Origin of the sequence: Lujinxingia litoralis (assembly GCF_003260125.1) — a bacterium.
In the GTDB taxonomy this organism is placed as follows: Bacteria; Myxococcota_A; Bradymonadia; order Bradymonadales; family Bradymonadaceae; genus Lujinxingia; species Lujinxingia litoralis.
In genome coordinates this window covers 498,989-517,516 of record NZ_QHKO01000001.1, presented here as the reverse complement: position 1 = coordinate 517,516, position 18,528 = coordinate 498,989, and the positions used below count along the sequence as shown (strand labels likewise).

The 18,528-nt window shown below is 61.4% G+C and carries 21 protein-coding genes; 18 read left to right on the top strand and 3 right to left on the bottom strand.

Annotated elements, in window-relative coordinates:
• Nucleotides 1-141: 141 nt before the first annotated feature.
• The 18 genes from rplE to DL240_RS02050 all read left to right on the top strand — a co-directional run bounded on the left by rplE (nucleotide 142) and on the right by DL240_RS02050 (nucleotide 13,708).
• Nucleotides 142-681 (top strand): 50S ribosomal protein L5, encoded by a 540-nt coding sequence (gene rplE, locus DL240_RS02135; RefSeq protein ID WP_111728206.1) that lies wholly within the window; start codon nucleotides 142-144, stop codon nucleotides 679-681.
• Nucleotides 682-756: 75 nt separating this feature from the next.
• On the top strand, nucleotides 757-942 hold the full coding sequence (locus DL240_RS02130) for a type Z 30S ribosomal protein S14 (protein WP_111728205.1): 186 nt from the start codon (nucleotides 757-759) through the stop codon (nucleotides 940-942).
• A 168-nt stretch (nucleotides 943-1,110) separates the two neighbouring features.
• Nucleotides 1,111-1,503 carry a 30S ribosomal protein S8 gene (gene rpsH / locus DL240_RS02125; RefSeq protein WP_111728708.1) on the top strand — a complete coding sequence of 131 codons (393 nt, stop codon included), beginning with the start codon at nucleotides 1,111-1,113 and terminating at the stop codon, nucleotides 1,501-1,503.
• A gap of 23 nt (nucleotides 1,504-1,526) precedes the next feature.
• Nucleotides 1,527-2,063 (top strand): 50S ribosomal protein L6, encoded by a 537-nt coding sequence (gene rplF / locus DL240_RS02120; protein WP_111728204.1) that lies wholly within the window; start codon nucleotides 1,527-1,529, stop codon nucleotides 2,061-2,063.
• A gap of 48 nt (nucleotides 2,064-2,111) precedes the next feature.
• Nucleotides 2,112-2,480, top strand: a complete 369-nt coding sequence (gene rplR / locus DL240_RS02115; protein ID WP_111728203.1) for a 50S ribosomal protein L18 — start codon at nucleotides 2,112-2,114, stop codon at nucleotides 2,478-2,480.
• Nucleotides 2,481-2,492: 12 nt separating this feature from the next.
• Nucleotides 2,493-3,005 carry a 30S ribosomal protein S5 gene (rpsE, locus tag DL240_RS02110; protein WP_111728202.1) on the top strand — a complete coding sequence of 171 codons (513 nt, stop codon included), beginning with the start codon at nucleotides 2,493-2,495 and terminating at the stop codon, nucleotides 3,003-3,005.
• 116 nt (nucleotides 3,006-3,121) lie between these two features.
• Nucleotides 3,122-3,307, top strand: a complete 186-nt coding sequence (gene rpmD / locus DL240_RS02105) for a 50S ribosomal protein L30 (RefSeq protein WP_111728201.1) — start codon at nucleotides 3,122-3,124, stop codon at nucleotides 3,305-3,307.
• A gap of 2 nt (nucleotides 3,308-3,309) precedes the next feature.
• Complete coding sequence (rplO, locus tag DL240_RS02100) at nucleotides 3,310-3,759, top strand: 50S ribosomal protein L15 (RefSeq protein ID WP_111728200.1); 450 nt, start codon at nucleotides 3,310-3,312, stop codon at nucleotides 3,757-3,759.
• A gap of 1 nt (nucleotide 3,760) precedes the next feature.
• Complete coding sequence (secY, locus tag DL240_RS02095; RefSeq protein WP_111728199.1) at nucleotides 3,761-5,116, top strand: preprotein translocase subunit SecY; 1,356 nt, start codon at nucleotides 3,761-3,763, stop codon at nucleotides 5,114-5,116.
• 106 nt (nucleotides 5,117-5,222) lie between these two features.
• Nucleotides 5,223-5,864, top strand: coding sequence for an adenylate kinase (locus DL240_RS02090; RefSeq protein WP_111728198.1), 642 nt, complete (start codon nucleotides 5,223-5,225; stop codon nucleotides 5,862-5,864).
• Between the two features lie 215 nt (nucleotides 5,865-6,079).
• Nucleotides 6,080-6,298 (top strand): translation initiation factor IF-1, encoded by a 219-nt coding sequence (gene infA, locus DL240_RS02085; protein ID WP_111728197.1) that lies wholly within the window; start codon nucleotides 6,080-6,082, stop codon nucleotides 6,296-6,298.
• 79 nt (nucleotides 6,299-6,377) lie between these two features.
• Complete coding sequence (gene rpmJ / locus DL240_RS02080; protein WP_111728196.1) at nucleotides 6,378-6,491, top strand: 50S ribosomal protein L36; 114 nt, start codon at nucleotides 6,378-6,380, stop codon at nucleotides 6,489-6,491.
• Nucleotides 6,492-6,582: 91 nt separating this feature from the next.
• Nucleotides 6,583-6,951, top strand: a complete 369-nt coding sequence (gene rpsM, locus DL240_RS02075; RefSeq protein ID WP_111728195.1) for a 30S ribosomal protein S13 — start codon at nucleotides 6,583-6,585, stop codon at nucleotides 6,949-6,951.
• 115 nt (nucleotides 6,952-7,066) lie between these two features.
• Nucleotides 7,067-7,456 carry a 30S ribosomal protein S11 gene (gene rpsK, locus DL240_RS02070; protein ID WP_111728194.1) on the top strand — a complete coding sequence of 130 codons (390 nt, stop codon included), beginning with the start codon at nucleotides 7,067-7,069 and terminating at the stop codon, nucleotides 7,454-7,456.
• A 95-nt stretch (nucleotides 7,457-7,551) separates the two neighbouring features.
• The gene (locus DL240_RS02065; protein ID WP_111728193.1) at nucleotides 7,552-8,556 is read left to right on the top strand and encodes a DNA-directed RNA polymerase subunit alpha; all 1,005 of its coding nucleotides are present in this window, start codon (nucleotides 7,552-7,554) and stop codon (nucleotides 8,554-8,556) included.
• Between the two features lie 52 nt (nucleotides 8,557-8,608).
• Entirely contained in the window at nucleotides 8,609-9,055 is a 447-nt protein-coding gene (gene rplQ / locus DL240_RS02060) for a 50S ribosomal protein L17 (protein WP_111728192.1), read from the top strand.
• Nucleotides 9,056-9,221: 166 nt separating this feature from the next.
• Entirely contained in the window at nucleotides 9,222-10,850 is a 1,629-nt protein-coding gene (locus DL240_RS02055) for a hypothetical protein (RefSeq protein WP_111728191.1), read from the top strand.
• 179 nt (nucleotides 10,851-11,029) lie between these two features.
• Nucleotides 11,030-13,708: an alkaline phosphatase gene (locus DL240_RS02050; protein WP_158542292.1), complete on the top strand. Its 2,679-nt coding sequence runs from the start codon at nucleotides 11,030-11,032 to the stop codon at nucleotides 13,706-13,708.
• 101 nt (nucleotides 13,709-13,809) lie between these two features.
• On the opposite strand, the gene DL240_RS02045 is transcribed toward DL240_RS02050, so the two are convergent.
• The 3 genes from DL240_RS02045 to DL240_RS02035 all read right to left on the bottom strand — a co-directional run bounded on the left by DL240_RS02045 (nucleotide 13,810) and on the right by DL240_RS02035 (nucleotide 18,443).
• Nucleotides 13,810-13,992, bottom strand: coding sequence for a DUF1328 domain-containing protein (locus tag DL240_RS02045; protein ID WP_111728189.1), 183 nt, complete (start codon nucleotides 13,990-13,992; stop codon nucleotides 13,810-13,812).
• A gap of 235 nt (nucleotides 13,993-14,227) precedes the next feature.
• The gene (locus DL240_RS02040; protein ID WP_111728188.1) at nucleotides 14,228-15,007 is read right to left on the bottom strand and encodes a hypothetical protein; all 780 of its coding nucleotides are present in this window, start codon (nucleotides 15,005-15,007) and stop codon (nucleotides 14,228-14,230) included.
• 100 nt (nucleotides 15,008-15,107) lie between these two features.
• Nucleotides 15,108-18,443, bottom strand: coding sequence for a hypothetical protein (locus DL240_RS02035; protein WP_111728187.1), 3,336 nt, complete (start codon nucleotides 18,441-18,443; stop codon nucleotides 15,108-15,110).
• Nucleotides 18,444-18,528: the final 85 nt, after the last annotated feature.

The window sequence follows — 18,528 nt, the reverse complement described above, 5'->3', positions numbered from 1 at the left end:
GCGATGAAGGTCGTCTTCATCGTCTTTTTTTTGTGAGGCGCCAACCTCCGGGGCCCGTGCAGCCTGGCTGCGCGCGCGCTCTGGCCGCGAAAACCGTACAAGGCTGGTGGTACAGAAACCTGCCAGCGATGGAGAACCAAAATGGCGTTTTTGGAACAGAAGTATCGAAATGAGATTGTCCCCGCGCTGATGGAGGAGCATGCTCTCTCCAACCCGATGAAGGTTCCGCGCATCAAGAAGGTGTCGGTGAACATGGGCCTGGGCGAAGCCGTCCAGAACTCCAAAATCATCGAAGGCGCTGCCGCCGAGCTGGCGACGATTACCGGGCAGAAGCCTGTGATCGCCCGTGCTCGTCGCTCGATCGCAACCTTCAAATTGCGTGAAGGCATGCCGATCGGTGTCAAAGTCACCCTGCGTGGTGACCGTATGTGGGAATTCCTGGAGCGTCTGATTTACGTGGCGCTTCCCCGCGTTCGTGACTTCAAGGGCATCAGCCCGAAGTCCTTTGATGGCCACGGCAACTACTCGTTGGGCGTGCGTGAGCAGATCATCTTCCCGGAAATCGACTACGATAAGGTCGACAAGCTCCGCGGGATGAACGTCACGATCGTGACCAGCGCGGAAAACGACGAACTCGGTCTGGCCCTGCTGCGTAAGCTCGGGATGCCTTTCCGCAAGTAAGCAAGTTGGGCGCGTGGGTCGGCCGAGGCCCCGCGCTCCTGATCGTTTGGTTCGGCCCGACACGCGGAGATACGTGTGGCACGCAAAGCTCTTGTAGAAAAATCGAAGAAGAAGGCGAAGTTCGCCGTGCGCGAGTACAACCGCTGCCCCCGCTGCGGTCGCTCCCGGGCGTACCTTCGTAAGTTCGACATGTGCCGGATTTGCTTCCGTGAGCTCGCCCTGCGCGGCGAACTTCCCGGAGTGACCAAGGCCAGTTGGTAAGTTGACCTGAATACGCGCACGCTTTGATCGGCCCCTTGGGTCGGTCGTAGGCAGGCGCAAACTTCGGTCCAGGCCTCCTTTCCCCTCGCCAGAGGTGTGGGCTCCCACTGAGCCTGCTCCACGGAGAGCTGGAGGAACCGGACTGAGCAAGGAGTGATCATGGGAGTGGTGCAAGATCCGGTAGCGGATATGCTCACCCGTATTCGTAACGGCCAGCAGGCCGGACATGCGACGGTGGAGATGCCCGCCAGTAACCTGAAATACGCGGTCATCAAGATCCTCGCCGATCGTGGCTACGTTGGCGGCGTGGAGCGCGTCGATGAGGGCCCCCAGGGCAAGCTCGTCGTGTCGCTGCGCTACGACAAGGATGATGTGGGTATGATTCGCTCGCTTAAGCGAGTGAGTAAGCCCTCTCGCCGCGTCTACGTTGGCGTCAACGAGATCCCCAGCGTGCTGAACGGGCTGGGACTCGCGGTCCTCTCGACCTCGCGCGGCGTGCTCTCGGATGCGGATGCTCGCGCGGCCAAGGTCGGCGGTGAGATTCTCTGCACCGTTTACTGAGCCTTTGACCTCGGGAGATTAAAATGAGTCGAATTGGTAAACTGCCGGTAACCATTCCGGAGAAAGTCGACGTCACGCTCGACGGGCACACCATCTCGGTCAAAGGCCCCAAGGGTGAACTCAGCCGTGAGCTGAGTACCGAAGTCGACGTCAAGATTGAAGACGGCGAAATCATCATCGTCCGACGTGATGAAACCCGCAACTCGCGGAGCTTCCAGGGGCTGGTGCGCAGCCTGGTTGCGAACATGGTCCAGGGTGTCTCCGAGGGCTACAAGCGCTCGCTGGAGATCAACGGAGTGGGTTACCGCGCAGAGCAGCGCGGTCAGTTCATCCGTTTCGACCTGGGTTATAGCCACCCGATCATGTTCGAACTGCCGGCCAATGTGAGTGCCACGATCGAACGCCAGACCCAGCTTACGCTGGAGAGCGTCGATAAGGAAATCCTCGGCCAGGTCGCAGCCAAGATTCGCAGCCTTCGCAAGCCCGAGCCCTACAAGGGTAAAGGGATCAAGTACAGCGACGAGATCATCCGTCGTAAGGCTGGTAAGTCTGGCTCCTAATCGCCTCCCGGCGCTGCGCTGCGCCGGGTTCACTGAAGAGGTTTCATCATGCTTAGCAAAAGCGATAAAGCGAGCAACCGGCTTCGCCGCAAGCGTCGCATTCGCAAGAAAATCACGGGCACCGCTGCGCGTCCGCGCCTGACGGTCTTCCGTTCGAACGCCGGTATCTACGCGCAGCTTATCGATGATATCGATGGCCGTACCGTGGCCGCCGCCGGAAGTAACGATAAAGAGAAGCGCTCGGAGTTCGCCGAGCTCGACAAGACCGCTCAGGCCAAAGAAGTTGGCAAGCTCCTGGCGGAGCGTGCCAAAGAGAAGGGCATTGAGCAGGTGGTCTTCGATCGTAACGGATTCATCTACCACGGTCGCGTCGCGGCGGTGGCCGAGGGGGCCCGCGAAGCGGGCCTCCAGTTCTGATAGGGAGGCACAGTGGCAAACGGACGACGTAAAAGAAGCGCCGACTCGGAATTCCGGGATCAGGTCGTCACCATCAGCCGAGTCTCGAAGGTCGTCAAAGGTGGCCGTCGGTTCAGTTTTGGCGCCATCGTTGTGGTCGGAGACGGCGACGGACGCGTGGGCGTCGGGCACGGTAAGGCCAATGAGGTCCCCGAGGCGATCCGCAAGGCGAACGAGCAGGCGCGCAAGTCGATGATCAAGGTACCCTTGGTCGACGGCACCATTCCTCACGAAGCGCTGGGCCGGTTTAACTCCGGTCACGTGCTTCTGCGGCCCGCCAGCGCCGGTACTGGAATCATCGCCGGTGGTGCCGTGCGATCCATCCTCGAGCTCGCCGGTGTCGGTAACATCCTCTCCAAGAGCCTGGGCTCCAACAACCCGCATAACGTTGTGCGGGCCACGATGGACGCGCTCAAGCAGCTCAGCGATCCGGATGAGTACCGCCGCCGCCTCGGTCAGGATGTCAGCGAAGAGGCTAACGCCTGATTCGGGCAACCTCACCGCGATCCGGCGAATATGTCCGGTCGTGGTGCGGTTGGCCTTACCTATGAGCCGGGAGCTCGCACCCTCAGGGCTGTGATCTCTCGAGACAGGAGCAAACCATGGCTCAGCTTAAAGTCACCCTGTTGCGTGGCCTGGCCGGCAAGACCGAACGTCAGCGCGCTAACATCCATAGCCTGGGACTGCGCAAGATTCGTGATAGCGTGGTCGTTGAAGATCATCCCACCACCCGTGGCCAGATCGCCAAGGTCCAGCACCTGGTGACTGTGGAAACGATTGAGGAATAATCATGACCGATTTGAGCAACTTGAAAGCACCCGAGGGCGCTAACCGTAAGCGCAAACGCGTCGGTCGCGGTCACGGCTCCACCCTGGGTAAGACCGCGGGTAAAGGCCAGAAAGGCCAGAAGTCCCGCAGTGGCGGTTCGGTCCACCCGCGTTTCGAAGGTGGTCAGACCCCGCTGCACCGCCGTCTGCCGAAGGTCGGCTTTTCGAACGAGCGCTTTGAGAAGCGTTACACCATCATCAATCTTCAGGACCTGGAGCGTGTCTTCAACGACGGCGATGCTGTCGATGTGGAAGCGCTGCGTGCCAAGGGACTGGTCAAGCGAAACCTCGACGGCGTCAAGATCCTGGGCAACGGTGAGCTGACCAAGAAACTTTCGGTCAAAGCCGCCAAGTTCAGTAAGTCCGCGAAAGCGGCGATCGAGAACGTCGGGGGCAGTGTAGAGGTTATCTGACGTGGCAGGTAAGTTTCGAGACATACCGAAGATCCCTGAGCTGCGTCGGCGCCTGCTGTTTACGCTGGGGCTCCTTGCGATCTATCGGATCGGCGTGTTCGTTACCGTTCCCGGTGTAGACCGGGGCTCGATGTCAGAGATGATGTCGGGGGACGGGGGCGGACTTCTGGGCCTTGTAAACCTTTTCACCGGCGGCGCGCTGGAGATGATGAGCATCTTCGCGCTCGGGATCATGCCCTACATCTCGTCGTCCATTATCTTTCAGCTGATGCAGGTGGTCGTTCCGGCCATTGAGCGTCTTAAGAAAGAAGGGGAGTCGGGACGTAAGAAGATCACTCAGTACACGCGCTACGGCACCGTGATTCTGGGAATCATTCAGGGATTCGGGATCTCGCTCTACCTGGAAAACATGCACAACTCGAATCCGGAGCTGGGACTCTTGGTCTCGCCAGGGTGGGGCTTCCGTCTGTTGACGGTGCTCACCTTGACCGCCGGAACGGTGTTTGTGATGTGGCTCGGGGAACAGATCACCGAACGCGGTATCGGTAACGGTATCTCGTTGATCATTACCGGCGCGATCATCGCGCAGTTCCCCACCGCGCTCTTTCAGACCTACACCCAGTACACTACCGGCGCGATGGACACGATTACCGTGGGCGTCTTGCTGGTGGTTGCCATTGGCGTGACCGGCTTCATCGTGTTGATGGAGACGGCTCAGCGACGCATTCCGCTCCAGTACGCCAAGCGGATGGTCGGACGTAAGATCTACGGCGGGCAATCACACCACCTGCCGTTGAAAGTAAACATGGCCGGCGTTATCCCGCCGATCTTTGCCATGTCGCTGCTGATCTTCCCCACGACCATCGCCAGTTACTTCCAGGATCACCCGGCCGGTCAGTTCATTCAGACCGTGTTTACTCCGGGGGACTGGCGCTACAACGTCATCTACTGCGCGTTGATCATCTTCTTCTGCTACTTCTATACGGCGGTCCAGGTAAACCCGATGGACATCGCTGATAACCTGAAGAAGTCCAATGCCTTCGTCCCGGGGATTCGTCCGGGTAAGAAGACGGCGGAGTATATCGATCAACTGCTGACCCGCCTGACCACCGCGGGCTCCATTTATGTGGCTGCGGTATGCGTCTTGCCTTACTTCCTCATTGATGAGCTCGGCGTGAACTTCTACTTCGGTGGAACCAGTCTGCTCATCCTGGTGGTGGTTGGCCTGGACACGGTGGGTCAGATTGAAAACCACCTTATCACGCGTCATTACGAAGGTTTTGGCGCGCGGCCGGGCTCGGCCGAGGGGAGCTCCCGGATTAAGGGGCGTACTCTGGATGAGCCTGAAAACATCTAAGGGCGCGCTGTAGCGTAAGGCTCGAAGAACAAACCCACCGCCTGCGGTGGGTTTGTTCGCTTGCGCTATTTAAAAGCGCGCTCACATTGAGCGCAACGAGGAGCGTATGTCGAAGAGACGACTGATGATGCTCGGGCCACCAGGCGCGGGCAAAGGCACGCAGGCCAAACGTGTTGCGGCAGATCTGGGGATTCCGCATATCTCCACCGGAGATATGCTCCGTGAGGCCCGTCGCAAGGGAACGACGATGGGCCTGGAGGCGGCCAGATTCATGGACGCCGGACAGCTGGTGCCCGATGAGGTGGTGATCGGGATCGTGCGGGATCGCCTGGATGAGGAGGATGCCCGCGCCGGGTTTATTCTCGATGGGTTCCCCCGCACCCGCGCCCAGGCCGAAGCCCTGCAGGAGATGGGGGTTACGCTGGATGCGGTCTTAAACATCGTGGTCAGCGATGAAGCGGTCATCGGGCGCCTCGGCGGGCGAATCAGTTGCCCGGCCTGCGGAGCGGTGTACCACGAAGCGTTTACGCCTCCGGATGCCGATGACGTCTGCAATGCGTGCGGGCATCAAGGGCTTGTTAAACGCGATGACGATCAGCCGGAGGCCATTAAGAAGCGTCTCGAAGGCTATCACGCTCAGACCGCGCCGCTGATCGCGTTCTACGACGAAGTGGGGATCCTGGAATCCATCGACGGAGAACAGGCACCCGATGCTGTGAATGAATCGATCTGCAAAGTGATCGGATAAAGATCATCAGATGCAGATCGAAGGGTATATCGAACTGTCGCGGTCGCTTTCCTCACAGAGGGAGCGCCCGGGCAGTGATCGTGCGTTGTGTGTCGCTTGACTTTCCACAGGGCACTGTGTATGAAACGCCCCCTTGCCATGCCCCGGTTGCGAGGGTGGAGTGCGCCCATTGAGGGCATGTTGAGATCATAGTTCATCATCGAGGAAACGATTCTATGGCGAAAGAAGAAGCCATTGAGGTTCAGGGAAAAGTCATCGAGCCGCTGCCCAACGCGATGTTCCGCGTGGAGTTGGAGAACGGCCATCAGGTGCTGGCACACATCTCGGGTAAGATGCGGATGCACTTTATCAAGATTCTGCCCGGCGACACGGTGACCGTAGAGCTTTCGCCCTACGACTTGACCCGCGGCCGCATCGTTTACCGCGAGAAATAATTAGACGCAGCCGCGTCCTCTGAGAGGGCGTGACGCTGGGATTGTAGGGCCTGAGACCAGGCCACCAAAGGAGTCGACGATGAAAGTACGTCCCTCGGTCAAACCCATGTGTGACAAGTGCAAGATCATCCGCCGCAAAGGCGTGGTTCGCGTGATTTGCGAAAACCCGCGCCACAAGCAACGGCAAGGCTAAGACGTTGATTCGCGGCGCCGGGCTTTCACCTCGTATGAGGTAGGAGGCGCTGGTAGGCGGCGGATTTCAAAGAGATCGATAGGAGAATAACGTGGCACGTATTGCTGGTGTTGACCTGCCGCGCCGAAAGCGCGTTGATATCGCCCTGACCTACATTTACGGGATCGGCCACACGCTGGCCAAAGAGATCCTGGAGAAAGCCGAGGTCGATCCCTCCACGAGCACCGATGTGCTTGATGAACTGGAGATCCGGCGTATCCGCGAGGTGATTGAGCGCGGCTATCAGGTCGAAGGTGACCTGCGCCGTGAAGTTCAGATGAACATCAAGCGCCTCAAGGACCTGGGCTGCTACCGCGGTCTTCGTCACCGTCGTGGGCTCCCGGTGCGTGGTCAGCGTACCCGTACCAACGCTCGTACTCGCCGCGGCCCGCGCCGCGCGATGGTTCGCAAGAAGCGCTAAACTTTAGATAAGAAAACGACGATCGCACCGATTCAGGTGAGCGTCGCGTCATCGGGCGGCCGCGAGAGCGGCCCCCTGTGGCGTTGAGCGGACCGGCGGGCGAAGGAGAAAGATCATGGCTAAGCCGAAACAACGAACCAAGCGTCGCGTGCGTAAGAATGTCCAAAACGGCATTGCGCACATCCACGCGACCTTTAACAACACCATCGTCACCCTGACGGACACCTCGGGCAACACCCTGTCCTGGTCCAGTGCCGGTTCGCGTAGCTTCAAGGGTTCGCGTAAGTCGACCCCCTACGCTGCGGGTATCGCCGCGGAAGACGCCGCGCGTAAAGCACAGGAGCACGGCCTGAAGTCGGTTTCTGTCTTCCTCAAGGGCCCGGGACCCGGTCGTGAGTCGGCGCTGCGCTCGCTGCAGTCGGCCGGTCTTAAAGTGACCGTGATCCGCGACGTGACCCCCTTGCCGCATAACGGGTGCCGTCCGCCCAAGCGTCGTCGCGTCTGATCGACGAGCTCGAGTAAAGGTGGATGCACTCGGGCCCGACGCCCTGGAGCGTTGGGCCCGTTGGTTGATGATTCTGTGGTGCGGAGGCAATGGAAATGTATCGAAACTGGCGCGACCTGATTAAACCTCGCGAGGTTGAGATCGATCAGCGTTCGAAGACCGACACGTACGCCAAGTTCGTGTGCGAGCCCTTCGAGCGCGGCTACGGCATCACCATCGGCAACGCGCTGCGGAGAATCCTGCTCAGCAGCATCGTTGGCGCGGCGGTGACCAAGATCAAAATCGACGGAGCGTTGCACGAGTTCACCAGCCTGCCCGAGGTGAAGGAGGATGTCACCGACATCGTTCTTAACCTCAAGGAGCTTCGCCTGAAACTTCATGGCGACGAAACACAGGTGGTGGTCATCGACGTCGAAGGGCCCAAAACGGTGACCGGCGCTGATATTCAGACCGGGCACAATGTTGAGGTGCTCAACCCCGACCACCACATTGCGACGGTGGGGGAAAACGGCAAGCTTCGTATGGAGCTGACGGTCGCTTCGGGCCGTGGATACGTTCCTGCCGATGAGAACAAGTCGGAAGAGGACAGCCTGGGCGTGATCGCCATCGACAGTCTGTTTAGCCCGATTCGCAAGGTGAATTACCAGATCACCAACGCGCGCGTCGGCCAGCGGACCGATTACGATAAGCTGACCCTTGAAGTCTGGACCGACGGCAGCGTGCTGCCGGAAGACGCCGTGGCGTTTGCGTCCAAGATCATCAAGGAGCAGGTGGCGATCTTCATCAACTTTGATGAAACCGTTGAGCCGCCGGAGATCGTGGAAGAGGACGTTCCGGAGTTCAACGAGAACCTGCTCAAGCCCATTGAAGATCTGGAGCTCTCGGTCCGCAGCTTTAATTGCCTTCAGACCGCAGGCATCAAGTACGTGGGTGACCTGGTCCAGAAGTCCGAAGCTGAACTGCTGAAGACGAAGAACTTTGGGCGCAAGTCGCTCAAGGAAATTAAAGAGATCCTCGAGCGGATGAGCCTGGAGCTTGGCAGCAAGCTCGACAACTGGCCTCCGAAAGAGTTGGATAAGAAGACGGCCGAAGGCAGCTAAGAGCTGAATCGGGCGAAGCGCGGCGAGATGCCGCAAGCGCGAGAGGAATAAGATGCGACATAAAGTTAATGCACGGCGCTTCGGCCGGGAGACTTCCCACCGCAAAGCGCTCTTCAACAACCTGGCCAAGAGCCTGATTCGCTACGAGATGATCCAGACCACGGACACCAAGGCTAAAGAGCTGCGTCGTGTGGCCGATCGGATGATCACGCTCGGTAAGCGTGGCGACCTGCACGCTCGTCGTCTGCTCCTGGCCCGTCTTGGTGACAAGGAACTTGTCTCCAAGCTCATCGATGACCTGGCCAAGCGCGATGATATCGCCGGACGTCAGGGGGGCTACACCCGCATCGTTAAGATCGGGAACCGCCAGGGCGACAACGCGCCGATCTCCCGGATTTCCTTCGTCGGCTCTACGCTTGAGAGCACCGAGCCGCTGCGTTATCCGGAGCACATCCGCGATCAGTTCGTGACCGAAGAAGGCGCGGAAGTCGAAGCCTGATCTCGGAACGCCATGATTGTCAGAGAAGCCGTCCTCCTTATCGGAGGGCGGCTTTTTTGGTTCTGGAGCAAGGGATTCCGGAGTTAAGTTGAAGAACTCCGGCTGCATTGCGTCTATCGCGATGGCAGGAGGGTTTATTAATCGCGATATTCGAAGTGAGGAGAGGATGTCTCTGCGAGGACGGTTCAATCGGTTGGTCGTGATCTTGGTGCTGTCGCTGTCGATTGGCTGCGCCCACAGCAGGTCGATCAAGGGGGGCGATGAACACTTTGCACAGGGAGACTACGTCTCTGCATTGCGCGCCTATCGCGACGCCCAGGTCGCGCGGCCTGGCTCGCAGGAGGCCGCCCAACGGGCGTTCGAAGCGGAGCGGGCGCTCTCGCGGGATACGCTGTCGCGGCTGGAAGCTGCCCGCCGGGGGGAGGTGGATGTGTACAACGTGATTTCTCAGATCGATACCGTGCTCGGCTTGCTCAAGGGGGGTGAGTTTCGCCGCGAAGTCGCCGCAAGGTATGGGGACGTGATGGTGGAGGTCGGGCTTTCCCGGGCGGGTCGGGAAGGCTTTCGCCAAGGCCTCGACGTGTTGGATGCGGCCCAGCGGGTGGCGCTGGAGCATGCGCGTGCGTTTCCCGAGCTTAGAGATTCGATAGGCGACACCATCGCGGAGTTGGAGGGGCAGTGGGCGGTGGTGCTTGAAGAGCGCGCGCAAGCCGCTCAGCAGCAGGGACGTCCAGGGAGTGCGGCACTCTACGGCGCGGTTGCCCGGTCGCTGGTGGCGTCGGGGGACTTAGTTGGGGTGCCCGAAGAACTCGCGAGCGAGGTGCGGCGGGCCTACGGGTGGACGCTGGAGGTGGTCGAACCGTCGTTGGTAAATGCCGTTGGGCTCAGAGCGAGCTTACCTGCGAGGGCGTCGCTTGCCGCGGTGGACTTTGGCGGCGAAGAGGGCTTTGAACTCGCGGGTGAGTTTCTCTTGCTCGGTGGCCCCGCTGAGCTGCAACGCTGGGAAGAGGTTGAGGAGCGCTCCCAGGAGTATCAGTCCGGAACGCGGATGGTGGAGAACCCTGTGCATTCCGGTCAGCGGTCGGCGCTTATCAGCCGTGAACAAGATGTGCTGGAGCTCGAACGGGACATCGCGAAGGAGGAGCTTCGGCTTCAGGAGTATCGCCGGGAGTTTCGCCGTAGAACCCGGGACGGGGAATCGACCACGTTTGTGGAGTCGGATATTGAGCGCTCCGAACGGAGACTGTCCCGCTATCACCAATCGCTTATCGATGCGCGCTACAGTATGGAACGCCAGTTTCTCGAGTTGGAGAAGGTGCCCCCTTATGTGGAGGAGCCGGTCTACAGCGAGCATTTTTACGAGGTAGTGGGACAGTGGGCGTCTCTGGAGGGGGCGTTCGACGCCCGGGTGCAGGTGGTGGGGGCCGATGTGGACGAGCAGAAGGGGATTGCGTTCGCAAAAAGTAGTGTCAGCTACCGGCACGCCGCTCAGCCGGTGCTGGGTCTGGCTCGCCGGGCCGAATCTCTCCCGAGTGAGGCGGCTCTTAGAGAGGCATTTGCCGAGGAAGTGTTGCGCGAATCGGTGGGCCTGGTGGCGGACTCGTTCGAGACCTACCGAGAGCGTTGGTTGGTTCCAGGCGATGGAGGGGAGTCGGAACGCGTGGAGGCGTTGGCGACCTACGTGTTGCTCTCTCCGCAGAGTGTTGCTCCGCAAGCGGCTCGGGAGCTGGAGGAGCTGACCGGGATTGCCAGACCACAGGATGTTCTTTTGAGCCTGGTGGATCAGACAAAGTAAGACGCCTGGGCGAGTCCTGCACCGCGATTGGATATATTTGCGCAGGGGGGAGGCCTGTCACGATGTCGTCACGCACAGGTGATTGTGTCTACGGGGAATTTCGCCTAGGAAGGCATCAAGAGAAGGCGCGTGGTTCCTGGACGCACGTGTCGTGGTGGAGCTCAGGTGCGAGGTCGGTGATGAAGGTCCGTCGTCTGGTGGTGTGGAGTGGGTTGGCGTTGTTGGCCGCGTGTCAGTCGACTCCCAAGGTGCAGTCTTCGTCGCCGGAGTCATCCCGCCGCGATAGAGCGTCGCTGATGCAGGAGGGGCCGGCGCCAATCAGTCCCCTGGATTTCGAGGTTGTGGCGCGACACGACTACCAGGAGGTCCCCTCCCGAATCATTGTGTTCATCGGAGACGGGATGGGACACGCCGCGTTGACCGCGGCGTCCTATGCCGGCGGCCAGCCGCTGGCGATGTTGAGTATGCCGCATGTCGGTTTTGCCACCACGCACGAACATGAGTTTGTGACCACCGACTCGGCGGCGTCGGCGACCGCACTGGCGACCGGACACAAGACACATTTTGAGGGAGTATCCGTTCGACCGGGCACGACCGTGGCGCAGGAGGCCGATGCGGCCCATCAGCTTCCCACGCTTTTTGGTGCAGCGGAACAAGCGGGGATTGCTACCGGCTTGGTGGCGACGAGTCGTATTACGCATGCGACGCCGGCCGCGTTTGCTTCCCATCGAGCCCATCGTAGTCAGTATGAAGACATTGCGCTGGATTATCTGCGCTACAAGCCGCGGGTGATGTTGGGAGCCGGAACGCGCTTTTTTGAGGAGCGCTCCGATGGGCGCGACTTGTTTAAAGTGTTTGAGCAAGAGGGGTACACCGTCGCGCGTACGGCGGACGAGGTCCGGGGCGCGGTCGATGGTGAGGGTGGGCTGCTGGGGTTGATGCATCGCTCTGATATGCCTATGGCGGCGACCGGTGAGCGCGCGATGTCGCTTGAGGAGATGGTTGAGGTGGCGATTCAGGTGCTCGACCGGGAATCGCCGCAGGGGTACGTGCTCATGGTCGAGGGGTCCCAGATTGACTGGGCCGGCCATGACCTCGACGGTCCGGGGATTGTCTCCGAAACGCTGGATCTGGATCGGGCTGTGGCCCATGCCCTGACGTATGCGCGCGGGCGCTCCGATACGCTCGTGGTCGCCACCGCCGATCATGAGACCGGGGGCCTCAGTGTGTTGGATCCGGGCTATGCGAATCGCTATCTCTCGGTGTTGGGAGGCGCAGAGCATGCGTATCGCCTCTCGGTTCCCGCGGGCTACGACGCGGAGAGCGTGGAGGACCCGCTGCCTCCCACCGTGACGCATATCGCGCTACCGAATACGGGGCGCTTCGGACCGGTGGAGATGAGGGAGCCGCGATTGACGACCTCGTTCGGCTTTTTATCGGTAGGGAGTCGCGCCTACTGGGATGGAAAGGGGCGTTACTCGGCAACGCATACAGCGGTGATGGTGCCGATTTTGGCCGAAGGACCGGCAGCCCGGCGCGTGGTCGCGGCCCGAGATAACGCCGAACTTGGAGCCACGCTGCGGGAGTTGGCGCTGGCGGCGGCGCATGCCGAGCCGACTCGGGTGGAGCCGCCGCCCACCCAAGAGATTGCACCGCGAAACGTGATTCTGATGGTGGGCGATGGTCTGGGGCTCTCCACGTTGACCGCCGGGCTGTACGGGCGAGGGGAGCTGGCAACACTGGGGATGGAGACTCGCGCATTGCTCTCAACTCATGCCCTGGACAGGGTGGTCAATGATTCGGCCGCGACAGCGACGGCGATCGCCAGTGGCCGGCGAAGTCGGGTCGGAGTGGTGGGAATGGCGCCGGCCACGGCGGGCGGGGCGCTTCAACCGGTACGTTCGGCGATGGCCACCGCAGCGCTCGGAGGCAAACGCGTGGGGCTGGTGACTACCACGTCGCTTACCCACGCCACGCCGGCGGCGTTCTACGCGCACCAGTCTTCTCGAGGGGAGGAAGAGCGCATCGCCGACGATTTTGTCAGCTTTGGAGAGCGCCTGGGGCGCGGGCATGGCGTGGACCTGGCCATTGGCGGTGGTGCGAAATTCTTCGGTGGGGAACGGCTCGAACGTCTTCGTGCGCAGGAGTACGCGGTGAGCCGGTCTTGGCCGCCGAGCTTTGCCGCCGGGCAACCGGACCTGGTGCTGCTTGGTGAGGAAGGGCTGCCCGCAGCCTCGGAGCGGTCGAGTCGCGCGGAACTCCCCACGCTGGCGCAGATGACCGGTGCGGCTCTTGAGGAGCTTGTTTCGGAGGACCAGGGATTTTTGCTGGTTGTGGAAGGAGGACAGATCGACTGGGCCCTGCATGGGCTAACACGGGATGAGAGCCTGCTGGCCGAGGTTTACGATTTTGATGAAGCGGTGCGGGTGGCGCTGGAGTTTGCGAGTCAAGACGGGCAGACGCTGGTCATCGCAACCTCGGATCATGATCACACACTCTCGGTGCTCGATAACCATTATGGTTTTCACCGGGGCTTCTGTGGGGTGATGCGCGCCTGTGGTGGCGAGTTTGACGGTATCTCGTTGCCGGTGGTTGCCGGAGAGATCGCGAACTCCGAGGGGTTTGCTGCTCGCGAGCTGCAGGGCGAGTTTGGCGCGCCGATGATGCAAGTTCAGTACGACTGGATCGTCCAGGAGGCCGCCCGTCGGGTTCAGCTGGGGGGGCCGCATTCGGCCAATATGGTGCCGCTCTTTGCGTCGGGGCCGAAGTCCGGTCAGCTGGGGAGGCTTCGTGACCAGCCGCAGCTGGGGCGCTGGCTGCAGGATTGGGCGGCGCCGGTTCAGGTCGAGATGAGGTAACTCCCCAAAGACCGCTCCCTGGGCGCAGAGAAGCAAAGGGCGGCGCGATAGCGCCGCCCTTTTTGAATGACCTGAGGGCCCTGGGTTGGCGTTGTTCGGCGCTAAGCGATGGTCGCGCTGCGCGAGCCCCGAAAGAGGTACACGAAGAGCGAAATGACCAGCAGTGCGAGCGCAACGTAGAAGATGATCTGCGCGATCGTGGCTGCAGCCGATGCCAGGGTACCAAAGCCCAGAACTGCCGCGATGATCGCGACAACGAAGAATGCGAGTGCCCACCACAACATGCGAACCTCCGGGAAAGGCGACGGGCGAAACGTAGGCCGGGTGCAGCCTGTGCGGCCGGGCGACCTGCGGCGGGATTGACTTCGTACGCCTAGAACTTAAGGCGTCCCGGGGGTGGGTCAATTTGGTGACGAAGGGGTAAGAGGAGGTCGTACCACACGCCCCGTCCTCCGGGGCGCGTTGTAGGCGCGGCCGGAGGGCGGGGGCTGCGACAGATTCGGCCGGGCGTGTGGCGTATTAGCCGCCGCAGTAGGGCCGGGGATCGGCGCAGCGAAGCTCTCCGTTTTCGTTTTCAAGGCAGAGTTGCGACGCGCACTCTTCGGGGCGATAGCAGCTTGTACCGGCACGGAGGGTTCGCCGACAGATGTTTTCAAAGCCGTCGCAGAACATGCCGGAGGGGCAGGGGTTGGAGGAGCAATCATCGCCCTCCTGGGGGCGTTGAGCACAGCGGTCGGGGCTGTCTGCATCGAGCACATTGAGCTGGCAGTAGCCGGTGATGCACTCCTCATCGAGAGTGCATTCAGCGCCCTCTTCGAGTTGAGGGACCATCATCTGTGCGCAGCCCGGGAAGGTGGTCCGGATGGGATCATCCTCGGTGAATGCCGAGCAGCTTTGAGTGCGGAAGGCATTGACACACATCTCTGCAGCCTCCCAGTCAACTTCGATGCGGCCCCGGGCGATGGCTTCGTTGAGAAGGCTCAGGCCGATCTCCACCGGGAAGCTGTTCGCGCCGGCTTCGCACTCCTCTTTGCTGTAATCGATGCCAAATTCGTTGAGGCGCTGCTCGGTGTTGCAGCACCCAAAGGTCACCTGGCATCTGGCGTTTTGAATCTCGGTGGAGAGTTGTCGGAGTTGGGGATCGATCGCGGTGATTTCCTCATCGGCTCCGGTATCAGGTGTATTGTCGACCTCAATGGTCGAGCCGCCACAGGCGGTGAGGAGAAGAAAGATCACGGCGCCAAGGAGTCGCGCCGGAGCGCCGGTGCCGGGCGATAGATGCGTCATTTGCAGCGTCATACGTCGTATCCGTGGTCATTCAAGAAGAGGCAAAGCGCAGCCCGCGCTCCGGCGGGCTGCGTAGAAGGAGGGGGGCCGGGGGGCCGCCCTCCCGGTGGCATCAGGGAAGAGGGACACACACGTTGAGCACCTTATCCCCGTACACTTCCGGCGAGCAGTTCATGCTGAAGCCCGAGCAGTCCAATTGGGAGGTGCAGGGGATCGTGCAGACTCCGTTGCGACAATGGTTGTTGTAGCACTGGCTATCGTTCGAGCAGCTCTCACCGGGAGTGCGGCCGTTGCTGTTGGGCTCGACGCATCTGCGCGTCGGATCGTTGCCGCCCACGGCCGAACAGACGCGTTCGGGGTCCGCAGCGCTGGAAAGCTGGTTGCAATCGGCGTCGGCGTAGCATTCATCCTCCTCCAGGCAGACTTTGGGCGATCCGCCTGTGGTGATGACCTCGGCGCAGACGCGAGGAGGGCCACTGTTCGCACAGCTGACGGTGGTATTCTGGCAGTCAGTGGTAAGACATTCGCCGAAGGCGCAGACGCCGTTGCCGGGGCACAAGGTGCCCTGGGTGTCTCGTGCGCAGGTCCCCTCTTCAACGCTGTCTTCGAAGCCCTCGCAGAACGAGACCGGCACCGCGGCGATGTCCGGGTTGGCTTCGGAGTCCATGGCGTTTGCGGTCATTGAGCCCAGGTAGACCGCCAGGTTTCCGGATTGCTCGCACCGGAAGTCGTAGTGGGTGCGGTCCCGGGTGCCGCTCTGGTCGCAGGTGTCATCGAAGTCATTGCAGGCGGACCAGGGACCGATGAAGGGGGCTGGACACTCGGTGCAGCCGATCTGACGGGCTTCGTGATTGGTGACGTTGTACTGGCACTTGGCGCCGGCGCATCGGTAGTCGCGATATTCATAGACATGGTGGTCACACACACTTCGGCCCGAGCAGGTCTGAACGATGTCGTTCTCGGACTCGCCGAGGAAGTACCAGCCGTCGAACATGTCGCAGCCACCGCATTCGACATCGCGGTCGATGCCGCAGCTGTCGCGGCGACGAATGCGGCCGCAGCCCAGGTCAGCCGGAGGTTCTTCACATTCGCTGGAGGTGCAGCCAATTCGCTCATAATCGGGGGGCTCGTTGCAGATCTCGCCCTCCACTTCGATACCGCAGCAAGTATTGATCGAGGAGCACTCGGTTCCGGCGTCGCAGCTGCCGCATTCGATGATGCGTTCGGTGCCGCAGCTGTCGACGATTGTGCGGCTGCCGCAGACGTAGCCCCGAGAGGCGCAGATTTCGGTGTCGGTCTGTTCGGTACAGATGCACTGGTTGTTTTCGCAGGGCACGCCCTCGTCGCACTGGCCACAGTCGACGTTCTCACGGGTGAACCCGCAGTTATCGACCACCGAGAAGGTTCCGCAGACGTTGCCGTGTTGCTCGCAGAGCTGGCTGTCGTAGACCGGGATGCATTCATCGCTGTCTTCGATCACGCCGTAGCGATAGATCGACGTGACTGAGCGGGCGCCCGGATGTGCTTCGATGTAGCCGGTGATGGCCGCGGACTGTGCCTCCAGACCGTGGATCTGGATCTCGTAGCGGATGGGGTCGGGTCGGTCGCTGTGGTGTCCCGTGTTGTTGATCACCCAGATGCGATAGAGTTCGTTGATGGTCGGGCGATCGATCGAGACGCTCTCCAGGTAAGGGGGCAGGCTGCCGCCCATCGGTGCCCAGCTGCAGCCCGAGATGTCTCCGCAGGTTGTCGCGTCGAAGATGCCGCAGCGGACTACCCCCCCGGTGCAGCTGCTGGAGTTTGCGGAGAGCGAACAACCGGCGGGGCACTGACCGTCGATGGGATCTTCAGCGGCACAGTCGGTGAACAGATCGCCGGCGCACACCCCACACTCTTCGCACTCTCCGCCACCGTTGGACACCATGGTCATCGTGGCATTGGGGCCCTGACGCTCGGCAACCGAGAGAATCTCTCCGCCCGGAAGCTCCACGTAGAGATCCAGATCGGTGCTGGAGGTCCAGTCCAGCACGACACGCATCGGGCTGCGGTAGTCACAGATGCCCCGGAAGCAGGCCATCTCGGGATCGCTGCCACAATCGCTGGCACGCTCGCAGTAGCGCGGCCCCTGGGCGTTGAAGACGCCACAGGTCGGGTTGTCGCGCACGATATCCAGGTTTTCAAAGACCTGGCGCGACTCACTGGTGAAGTGTGTCGGCGCGGTCAAGACCGCCTTGGTAGCGCGGCCGGACAGACTCAGCGTGCCGGAGCGCGGGCAGTAGGGCGGGCGAACCGTCATTTCACTGTTGAAGGAGGCCTGGAAGGGCTCCAGGCGAGTGAAGAGGCTGGCCGTGGTCGCGCTCGGCGAATCCACCAGTCCGGCGCTGATGCCCAGGTTGGCGCTGAAGTTGATCGCGCCCTCTCCCAGGGTTTGGGCTTCGCGCTCTTCGGCGAAGAAAGGCTCAAAGCGCTCTTCGCGAGCCAGAGCCCGACAGTTCTGGTTACCGGAGACGGAGTTCGCGCAGTGCACGCCGGCGAAGCTGTAGCCCTGGCCTACGAAACCGGCGGTCAGGGTCGTCTCTCCGTCGGTACGCACATCGTAGGCCAGGGTCAGATCCGCCGAGAAGTAGAAGCGGCGCTGAAGAATCGAGATGATCGGTTCGGTGTCGTGGGTGCTATGCAGGCGGTAAACGTGGCGATCGGCCCGTTCGCCGGTTGATTCAATCACCCACTGCGGGTCGGTATCCACGTGGGCCAGCGCCGAGGTTTCTTCTTCGACGATGCGGCCGGCGAGGATCTTCAGCCGGGAGATGAAGGTAACGTTAGCTTCCACACGCCCCTGCACCGCTTCAATGGTGTAGTCGGAGGTGGTGACCTGACCTGCGTTGGTCTCGCTGAGCTCGAATGAATAGCGGGGACCGGTGGCGGCGCTGAGCGTTTCGATCTGAAGCAGCTGCGGGTCATTGACCAGCGGCATGGAGGGGCCGGGGCGGACGATCTGGGCGGTGCCCCCGTTGTCACCTCCCCCGTTGGTTGCGCCCAGTGCCTGGCGGTGTTGCCCGAGTTCCTCGGAGGGGCCCACTTCAATGAGCAGATCGCCTTCCTCCACCAGCTCAAAGAGCTCGGCATCGCGGGTGTGCAGCACCACCTGGTTGCCGGCGCGTTCAATACGCTCGATGTGGCGCCAGTAACCGTTTGCGATCTGAGCCACCAGGATATCGCCGCGCTCCAGCTGCGGCAGGCTCGGTTGAAGGTTGAGAGGGAGCTCAATGCGATCCTCGTGAAACGTCGCTTGCCGGGCGATGTCGTCGGCAAGAAGTTCCACGTGGTCGCGGAAGATCAGGTACGAACCGTTGGGAGCAACCGCCACCAATGTCTGACCGTGGGAGGTGGGCGCGGGCGCGTTCTCACCTTCGGTGCCACAGGCGACCAGGCTACAGGCGGCGGCCATGGCGGCTATCAGTGCTCTTGTGCTCCGCATCCGGCGCGTGTGCCGCGACCCTGCGTGAGCGAGAGATGGGGTCTTCATGAGAGAA

Excerpts from the sequence above, each read along its gene's own strand:
- rplE (WP_111728206.1), top strand. The coding sequence starts at position 142 with ATGGCGTTTTTGGAACAGAAGTATCGAAATGAGATTGTCCCCGCGCTG.
- rplF (WP_111728204.1), top strand. The coding sequence starts at position 1,527 with ATGAGTCGAATTGGTAAACTGCCGGTAACCATTCCGGAGAAAGTCGAC.
- rplR (WP_111728203.1), top strand. The coding sequence starts at position 2,112 with ATGCTTAGCAAAAGCGATAAAGCGAGCAACCGGCTTCGCCGCAAGCGT.
- rpmD (WP_111728201.1), top strand. The coding sequence starts at position 3,122 with ATGGCTCAGCTTAAAGTCACCCTGTTGCGTGGCCTGGCCGGCAAGACC.
- rplO (WP_111728200.1), top strand. The coding sequence starts at position 3,310 with ATGACCGATTTGAGCAACTTGAAAGCACCCGAGGGCGCTAACCGTAAG.
- DL240_RS02090 (WP_111728198.1), top strand. The coding sequence starts at position 5,223 with ATGTCGAAGAGACGACTGATGATGCTCGGGCCACCAGGCGCGGGCAAA.
- infA (WP_111728197.1), top strand. The coding sequence starts at position 6,080 with ATGGCGAAAGAAGAAGCCATTGAGGTTCAGGGAAAAGTCATCGAGCCG.
- rpmJ (WP_111728196.1), top strand. The coding sequence starts at position 6,378 with ATGAAAGTACGTCCCTCGGTCAAACCCATGTGTGACAAGTGCAAGATC.
- rpsK (WP_111728194.1), top strand. The coding sequence starts at position 7,067 with ATGGCTAAGCCGAAACAACGAACCAAGCGTCGCGTGCGTAAGAATGTC.
- DL240_RS02065 (WP_111728193.1), top strand. The coding sequence starts at position 7,552 with ATGTATCGAAACTGGCGCGACCTGATTAAACCTCGCGAGGTTGAGATC.
- rplQ (WP_111728192.1), top strand. The coding sequence starts at position 8,609 with ATGCGACATAAAGTTAATGCACGGCGCTTCGGCCGGGAGACTTCCCAC.
- DL240_RS02055 (WP_111728191.1), top strand. The coding sequence starts at position 9,222 with ATGTCTCTGCGAGGACGGTTCAATCGGTTGGTCGTGATCTTGGTGCTG.
- DL240_RS02050 (WP_158542292.1), top strand. The coding sequence starts at position 11,030 with ATGAAGGTCCGTCGTCTGGTGGTGTGGAGTGGGTTGGCGTTGTTGGCC.
- DL240_RS02045 (WP_111728189.1), bottom strand. The coding sequence starts at position 13,992 with ATGTTGTGGTGGGCACTCGCATTCTTCGTTGTCGCGATCATCGCGGCA.
- DL240_RS02040 (WP_111728188.1), bottom strand. The coding sequence starts at position 15,007 with ATGACGCTGCAAATGACGCATCTATCGCCCGGCACCGGCGCTCCGGCG.
- DL240_RS02035 (WP_111728187.1), bottom strand. The coding sequence starts at position 18,443 with ATGGCCGCCGCCTGTAGCCTGGTCGCCTGTGGCACCGAAGGTGAGAAC.